Source organism: Dubosiella newyorkensis (genome assembly GCF_001945605.1).
Taxonomy (GTDB): domain Bacteria; phylum Bacillota_I; class Bacilli_A; order Erysipelotrichales; family Erysipelotrichaceae; genus Dubosiella; species Dubosiella newyorkensis.
On record NZ_MPKA01000001.1, the window covers coordinates 1 to 916 of the forward strand.

Consider the following 916-nt stretch of genomic DNA (forward strand, 5'->3'; position numbering starts at 1 on the left):
CTGTCGGGATCTTTTGGATTGAATTGTCTTTTCAGAAGATTGTGAAGTTTTCGATCATTCCCTTTAGATATGGTCGTTTTTATCTTGTGTTTCAGATATTTCGGTTTGATATTGGCTTCTTTCATGATCGAATAGACATACTTCTGGCATCCTTGGATCCCTTTCTTGTGCAGGATCTCTGCGATCTTGGGCGAGCCATACAGCTGGTGCGAATCGTTGTAGATCTTGACGATTGCTTTTTTTGTTTTTTCCCGTCGGACTTTTGTCTTGGATGGTTTTGATCTTAAATACTTGTAGTAGCCGGAAGGGCTCTTCTCCAATATAGCCAGTATACCCGCTATCGATGCTTTGGGATGTTTCTCTTTGTATTCCTGGACCGATCGATAGAGGAGACGAGCCGTTACTTGCCGAGTATACTGATTGCTTTTTTTAATACATTGAGTGCGTCCTGGGTATCTCTGAGCTGCTTTTTAAGATGGGCGATCTCTTTGGCTTCATCGCTGGCATAGTTGCCGGATCCTCTTACGACGACTTGATCGCCGTGATTTTTATAGCTTTTGACCCATCCTCCAACGGTTGTATCGTGGACTCCGAACTGTTGCGCGATCTGGGTGTAGGCAAGGTCCGGATGATCGAGCACGTATTGGATCACCTGTTCCTTAAATTCTTTGTCATATTGTTTTGCCATTTTTCATTCCTCCTCATTCTGGAATTCAAATTGTTCTTCTTATGACATTCTACCACTTGAATTTTCAGAGGTTTAAGGGATGCACCATTAATACTAAATCCAGCATCCATGATCGTTGACAAATAGGCGAATTTTCCATCGTAAGGAATGTAAGTAATATCTGTCAGAAGTATTTTTCGCGGACCGAACTCTTCAAACCTGCGCTCGACCAAATTATCGGATACAGAA

At 42.4% G+C, this 916-nt stretch carries 2 protein-coding genes and 1 pseudogene; all 3 read right to left on the reverse strand.

Annotated features, from left to right (window positions below; genetic code table 11):
• Positions 1-320 (reverse strand): IS3 family transposase (locus BO225_RS00005; protein WP_143356698.1); only part of this gene is annotated, 320 nt, incomplete at its 3' end.
• A gap of 80 nt (positions 321-400) precedes the next feature.
• The gene (locus BO225_RS00010) at positions 401-688 is read right to left on the reverse strand and encodes a transposase (protein WP_076340274.1); all 288 of its coding nucleotides are present in this window, start codon (positions 686-688) and stop codon (positions 401-403) included.
• A pseudogene (locus BO225_RS13020) lies at positions 649-916 on the reverse strand (hypothetical protein); the annotation flags it as partial. The gene BO225_RS00010 and the pseudogene BO225_RS13020, both read right to left, overlap by 40 nt.